3 protein-coding genes are annotated in these 6,313 nt (G+C 63.7%); 1 reads left to right on the top strand and 2 read right to left on the bottom strand.

Translation table 11 applies throughout. From position 1 onward, the window contains the following. Both VFZ66_07655 and VFZ66_07660 read right to left on the bottom strand, forming a co-directional pair. Window positions 1-537, bottom strand: a 537-nt coding sequence (locus VFZ66_07655; GenBank protein ID HEX6289050.1) for an MFS transporter, incomplete at its 3' end; no start/stop codon positions are given. A 347-nt stretch (window positions 538-884) separates the two neighbouring features. After that, the gene (locus tag VFZ66_07660) at window positions 885-1,343 is read right to left on the bottom strand and encodes a GNAT family N-acetyltransferase (GenBank protein ID HEX6289051.1); all 459 of its coding nucleotides are present in this window, start codon (window positions 1,341-1,343) and stop codon (window positions 885-887) included. A gap of 700 nt (window positions 1,344-2,043) precedes the next feature. Between VFZ66_07660 and VFZ66_07665 the strand changes: the two genes are divergently transcribed. Then, on the top strand, window positions 2,044-6,313 hold a 4,270-nt coding region (locus tag VFZ66_07665), incomplete at its 3' end, for an AMP-binding protein (GenBank protein HEX6289052.1).

Raw genomic sequence — 6,313 nt, forward strand, 5'->3', positions numbered from 1 at the left:
CGCCGAGATAAAGAAGGTGATCGCGTCGATCAGAAACGCCGTCTCGTAGCCCGACCAGGCGACAATCATGCCCGCCGAGGCAAAGCCGAGCACGGTGGCGAACGACCGACCTGTAACCAGCAGGCCATTCGCCCGCACGCGCTGATCCTGGCCGACGATCTCAGGAATGCTGCTGCGGAGCGCGACGCCGGAGAGCGTGCTGCAGAGGCCAAGGACGACGCTCAACACATACAGGGTTTCAAGCTGGATTGTGGATGGGACGACCAGTAAGACCAGGAGTCCCAGGCCTTGCGTCACGTCGCTGACGATCATCAGCGGCTTCCGAGGGTAGCGCGCGACCAGATTCCCAGCCGCTAATCCACCAAAGAAGCTGGCGACCAGCCGCAGAGTCATGTACAGGCCCGTCTGCAATGCACTACCGGAGAGGTGGTAGACAAAGAGGCTGAGCGCGACCATGTTCAGAAAGCTACCAAACGAGGAGATGGCATAGCCGGCAACCAGGAAGTAGAAGTAGTAGAAGGCCGACTTGTTGGTCATCAGGATGGCTCCTTGTGCATCAGGTGACGTGCCTCATGGGTGCGAGAGCGGTGCTTCGCTCGCAGAAGAGACGATCAGGCGCGTAGAAGGTACGGGTGGGTCGTGATGTGGTAGCACGCATCGTTCGGCCACCGCTATCCCAGTTCCATGCTTGGGCAAGCATACGTCTCGCTGTGTCGCAAACCTGACGAAAGGCGCCGACCGTAGAGTCCTATTGAGAGGAGTATGCAAATGTATAGGATGTGTCAAAATCATACGGGGGGTGCGGCCAGTGTAGTAGAGAAGTAATAATTTGTCAAGATCGTACCGCTGCCGCGAGCCTCGGCCCAGGCAGCCCGCGCCGCTTGCTAACGCTCCGTCTGTGCCGAGATTGGGCTGGCAGGCAGGAGGTCTTTCCGAAGAAAGAAGTAGGTGCAATCTTCTGCGATCCCTTCGAGCGCGCCGAATACGCGATAGCCCTGCTTTTGATAGAATGGAGCGGCCTGATAGCTGAGCGTCTCCACGTAGGCTAAGACATGGCCGCGTGCTGCTGCGTAGGCTTCTAGCTCTCGTAGAAGGCTAGCGCCGTAGCCCTGACCGCGATACCGTTCGTCGACCCACATGGCGCTCACATGCACCGAGCGGCCCCACAAATCCCCGGATACGCCTCCAACAATGCGACTATCCTGATCACGCAGAAAGAACGCGACCGGGCGTGGTGCCTCATGACCACGCATGGCGTAATTGTAGCTGCGTACTCCGTTGACAATAAGGCCGAGCGCCTCGTTGGATGGCCGCTCGGTCATCTCTACCGTAACAACGTTCATCCTCATTGAGCGGCAAACATCCCAGCCGGTTGCCGTGGGCGGAGCCGCATCCTCCTTGCTCGGTGTCACCGTATCTATCGCACAGCTTTGCTACGATCGTCGTACGTATGGGCGACCGTAGTAGAGCGCCATCTCATTCTGACGTAGGTAGCCACAATTGTCAATAGAGGTATAGATCCTACCTCAACATCGACGATACTCCTGGTTAACAAAATGCTGGTATAATGAGCCGACTGTTCCCTGGCTGAAGGATAGCGGCCAATAATCGAGCAGCAGCCTCCGCAGCGAATCCCCCCACAACACGCTGTTGGTCTGTAGCTCATGGGAAGTATGCATCGAGAGATGGCGACCACAGCACACGACCAGATCTCCACATCATAAGCCTATGGCATCGCATACGCATGTACCGCGTGCCAACCAGAAGGTCTGACTTCCAGAATGCTCCTGAGCGTCGAGCGACACTGGCAGCGGTATGCAGCTCAAGCTAGCCTGCTCGTGCCCTGGGATGGCCTGTTCATCGGCTCTTCATGCGCTACACAGAATCGATTGCCAACACCTGGAGCTGGCCTGATACGTTCTCGATACACCTGCTACGGATTCAGACGGACGAGGAACTGAGACAGCTCGCAGTTCGCTCAATGACCACTCACGACGGAGATAGCGTGTGGGAACTGCTCCGATCAAGCGACGATGTGATGATATGACGCTGGTAGATCTGTTGCGTGATCGTGCTCAGCATCAGCCGGATCAGCACATCTATACGTTCCAGGGCCAGGATGCAGAAGCTCCGCTGACGGCTGGCGAGCTCGATCACCAGGCGCGCATGATCGGCGGATCGTTGCAGCACATGGAGCTGCCGGAGCAGCGCGTGCTGCTGCTCTACCCGCCCGGATTGGACTATATCGCGGCGTTTTTTGGCTGCCTGTACGCCAACATGGTCCCGGTCCCCGCGTACCTGCCGCCGAGTAACCGCCCCGCGCCACGGCTGCGCGCGATCATCGCGGACGCGCAGCCGGTGCTCGCGCTCACGACCAGCGCCACGCTTGCCAATCTTCGCCTCCAGTTCGACCATACGCCAGAGCTCGGCGCGCTCCGCTGGCTCACCACCGACGAGCTCAAGCCGGAGGTGGCGCATGCGTGGCAGCCGCCAGGCATCACGAGTGCGACGCTCGCATTTCTGCAATACACCTCCGGCTCCACCGCAGCGCCCAAAGGCGTGATGCTGACTCATGGGAATCTGCTGCATAACCTGGCGCAGATCGAGCACGCCTTCGGGCATGGACCAGAGAGCCGGGGCGTGATCTGGCTGCCGCCGTATCATGATATGGGCCTGATCGGCGGGATTTTGCAGCCGCTGTACGCCGGGTTTCCGGTGACACTGATGTCACCCGTGAGCTTCCTGCAACGACCGCTGCGCTGGCTGGAGACGATCGCGCGGACGGGCGCGACGACCAGCGGCGGGCCGAACTTTGCCTACGATCTGTGCGTGCGGAAAAGTACGCCGGAGCAGCGCGCCAGCCTCGATCTGAGTAGCTGGACGGTCGCCTTTTGTGGCGCTGAGCCCGTCCGTCCGTCCACCATCCAGCGGTTTGCAGAGGCGTTTGCCTGCGCCAGCTTCCAGCGGGAAGCTTTCTACCCCTGCTACGGCCTGGCCGAGGCGACGCTGATCGTTACGGGCATACAGGTGTCCGCGCCGCCGACGGTGCGGGCCTTCGATCGGGAGGCCCTGGCGCGGCATCGGGTGGCGCTGGCGACGAGCTCACAGCGCCGGGAGCTGGTCGGTTGCGGCGCGCCATTCGCCGCATTCGATCAGCAGATCGCCATTGTGCAGCCCACGACCGGACGGCGCTGCGCGCCTGACGAGATCGGCGAGATCTGGGTTGCCGGGCCGAGCGTCGCAGGCGGCTACTGGAATCGCGCCGCTGAGACGGAGCAGACATTCGCTGCGTATCTCGCCGAGACGAATGAAGGGCCATTCTTGCGCACCGGGGATCTGGGCTTTGTTCAGGACGGCGAGCTGTTTATCACGGGCCGACTCAAAGAGCTGATTATTATCCACGGGCGTAACTACTATCCTCATGATCTTGAGCTGGCGGCAGAGCAGAGCCACGTCGCCTTGCAGCCAAACGCCAGCGCTGCTTTTGGCGTAGACATCGACGGCGCTGAGCGGCTGGTGATCGTGCATGAGGTCCGGCGGCAGCATCGCAGCGTGTCCAGCGACGAGGTCGCTGCCGCGGTGCGCCGGGCCGTCGCCGAGCAGCACGACGTTCAAGTCTACGCGGTCGTGCTGATCAAGCCGGGCAGCCTGCCGCGTACGTCAAGCGGCAAGATCCAGCGGCATGTTTGTCGCAGCCAGTTTGTGTCGGGCAGCCTTCCGATGCTCGGAGCAAGCACGCTTCAGCCAACCGAGGAGCGTGATGTGCCCGACGCGCTCCAGCTTCCGCCGCCCGCACTGCTGATCGCGCTCGATGCCGCCGCGTGTGAGCTGCTGGTCGAGCAGCATCTGATCGAGCACATGGCGCGGCTGCTCGGCGTATCGCCGGGTGTCTTCGATCGAGAGCAGCCTCCGAGCGCGTTTGGCCTTGACTCGCTGGCAGCGGTGGAGATCCAGCACGCCGTCGAAGCCGAGCTTGGCCTGGTGGTGCCGATGACCACCTTCTTGGAGACACCAAGCATCGCCGCTCTTGCGCGGGCGCTGACGACACAATTGCGCGCGGCAGATGCGATCGAGCAGCCTGACGTCGAGCCAGCCGGAGCGGGCAGCTTTCCGCTCTCGTATGGTCAGCGCGCGCTTTGGTTTTTGCAGCAGGTCGCGCCACAGAGCGCCGCCTACACAATCGCCCGCGCCGTACGGATCGGCGCGGCGACGTTCGATGAGTCCGCGCTGCGCGCCGCGTTTCAGATGCTAGTCGATCGACATCCGGCGCTGCGGACGACGTTTCAGGAGCATCTGGGCGCTCCCGTGCAGCAGGTTCAGCCAGAGATGACGGTTGCGTTTTATGCGGAGGACGGCGCGGCGTGGAGCCATGCGGAGCTTCATACCCGGCTTGCCGACGCGGCCCGCCGACCGTTCGATCTTGTCCACGGTCCGCTAGTACGAGTTTACCTCTTCCGACGCGATCCCGGCGAGTCGATCGTGCTGCTGACGGTGCATCATCTCGTGGCCGATGGCTGGTCGCTGACGGTTCTGCTGCGCGAGCTGGAGCTCCTTTACAGCGCCAGGGTAGCAGGCCGGGCTTCGCCGCTCAAACCGACGACCGGAGCGTACGCCGACTATGTGCGCTGGCAGGCAGACCTGCTTGCCGGGCCGCGCGGCGAGACGCTGTGGCGCTACTGGCAGCAGCAGCTTGGCCCACAGGGCACTCCTGCGCTGCATCTGCCGTCTGACCGTCCGCGTCAACCGGCTCAAACATCCAACGGCGCGACGCAGCGCTTCAGCATTGACGCCGAACTGGTGCAGCGGCTCAAGGCGCTGGCGGCAATCGAGGGCGCGACGCTCTTTATGGTCTGTCTGGCCGCATTTCAGGCGCTGCTGTACCGCTACACGGAGCAGCCGGAGATCGTGGTTGGCTCGCCGTCGGCAGGCCGGAGCCGCGCCCGCTTCGCTGATACAGTCGGCTACTTCGTCAACCCGCTGGTGCTGCGCGCTGCCCTCGCGGCTGATCTGCGCTTCGTCGATCTGCTCCGCCAGGCTCGCCAAACGGTGCTCGACGCGCTCGCGCATCACGAGTATCCGTTTCCGCTGCTGGTCGAGCGCCTCAGCCCCGACCGCGATCTCAGCCGCTCGCCGATGTTTCAGGTGATGTTTAGCCTGGAGAAGCATGCGTGGAGCGGGGTCGATCGGACAGCGTCGAGCCTGAACCTGGAGCCGGTCGAGATGGAGCAGCAGACTTCGCAGTTCGATCTTGAGCTGCTGCTCGTGGAGCAGGGAAGCTCGCTTGATGGCGCGCTGCACTACAACACCGATCTCTTCGAGCCGGATACAATCGCGCGACTGGCGGCCCACTACCGGATCTTGCTGGCGGGTATCGCGGCGTGCCCAGAGCAGCCGATCGCCATGCTGCCGCTGCTGACGACGGCGGAGCAGGAGCGGCTGGCCGCGTGGAACGCCACCGCCGTCCCCTATCCTAACGATCGCGCTGTTCACCAGCTTGTCGAGCAGCAGGCCGCCCGTAATCCGGCAGCCAGCGCCGTGGTCGATGGGTCGGAGGCGCTGACCTATGCCGCGTTGAACCGACGCGCCAATCAGCTCGCGCACTATCTGCGGACGCAGGGCGTCGGGCCGGATGTGCTGGTCGCGCTGTGTGTCGAGCGCAGCCTGGAGATGATCGTCGGCATGCTGGCGATCCTCAAGGCCGGCGGCGCGTACGTACCCCTCGATCCGGCCTATCCTCAAGAGCGCCTGGCCTACATGCTCGACGATTCGCAGGTGCCCGTGATCCTGACGCAGGCCGCGCTGGTCGCGCGTCTGCACCACGCCATGCGCGAAGGGCACCCGGCACCCGGTACCCGCCATCCGGCGCAGGTGTTTTGCCTGGATGCCGATTGGCATACCCTGGCCGAGCAGCCGACGACCAATCCGCCGCACGTGGCGCTGCCCGACCATCTGGCCTACCTGATCTACACCTCCGGCTCCACCGGGCAGCCCAAAGGCGTCGCCGTGCCCCAGCGCGCGCTGCTCAATCTCGTCGCCTGGCACCAGCGCGCCGTGGCCCTCTCCCCCCGGGATCGTACCACCCACCTCGCCGGCCTGGCCTTCGAGGCCAGCGTTTGGGAGATCTGGCCCGCCCTCGCCGCTGGTGCGGCTCTCTACCTCCCCGCGCCCGATACCCGCGTGTCGCCGCCCCGCCTGCGTGAGTGGCTCCTCGCGCGCGCGATCACCATCGCCTTCGCGCCGACGCCGCTGGCCGAGCAGGTGATCGCGCTGCCCTGGCCGTCCGCGTCGCCGCTGCGGACCCTGCTGACCGGCG

Source organism: Herpetosiphonaceae bacterium (assembly GCA_036374795.1).
Classification (GTDB): Bacteria; Chloroflexota; Chloroflexia; order Chloroflexales; family Kallotenuaceae; genus LB3-1.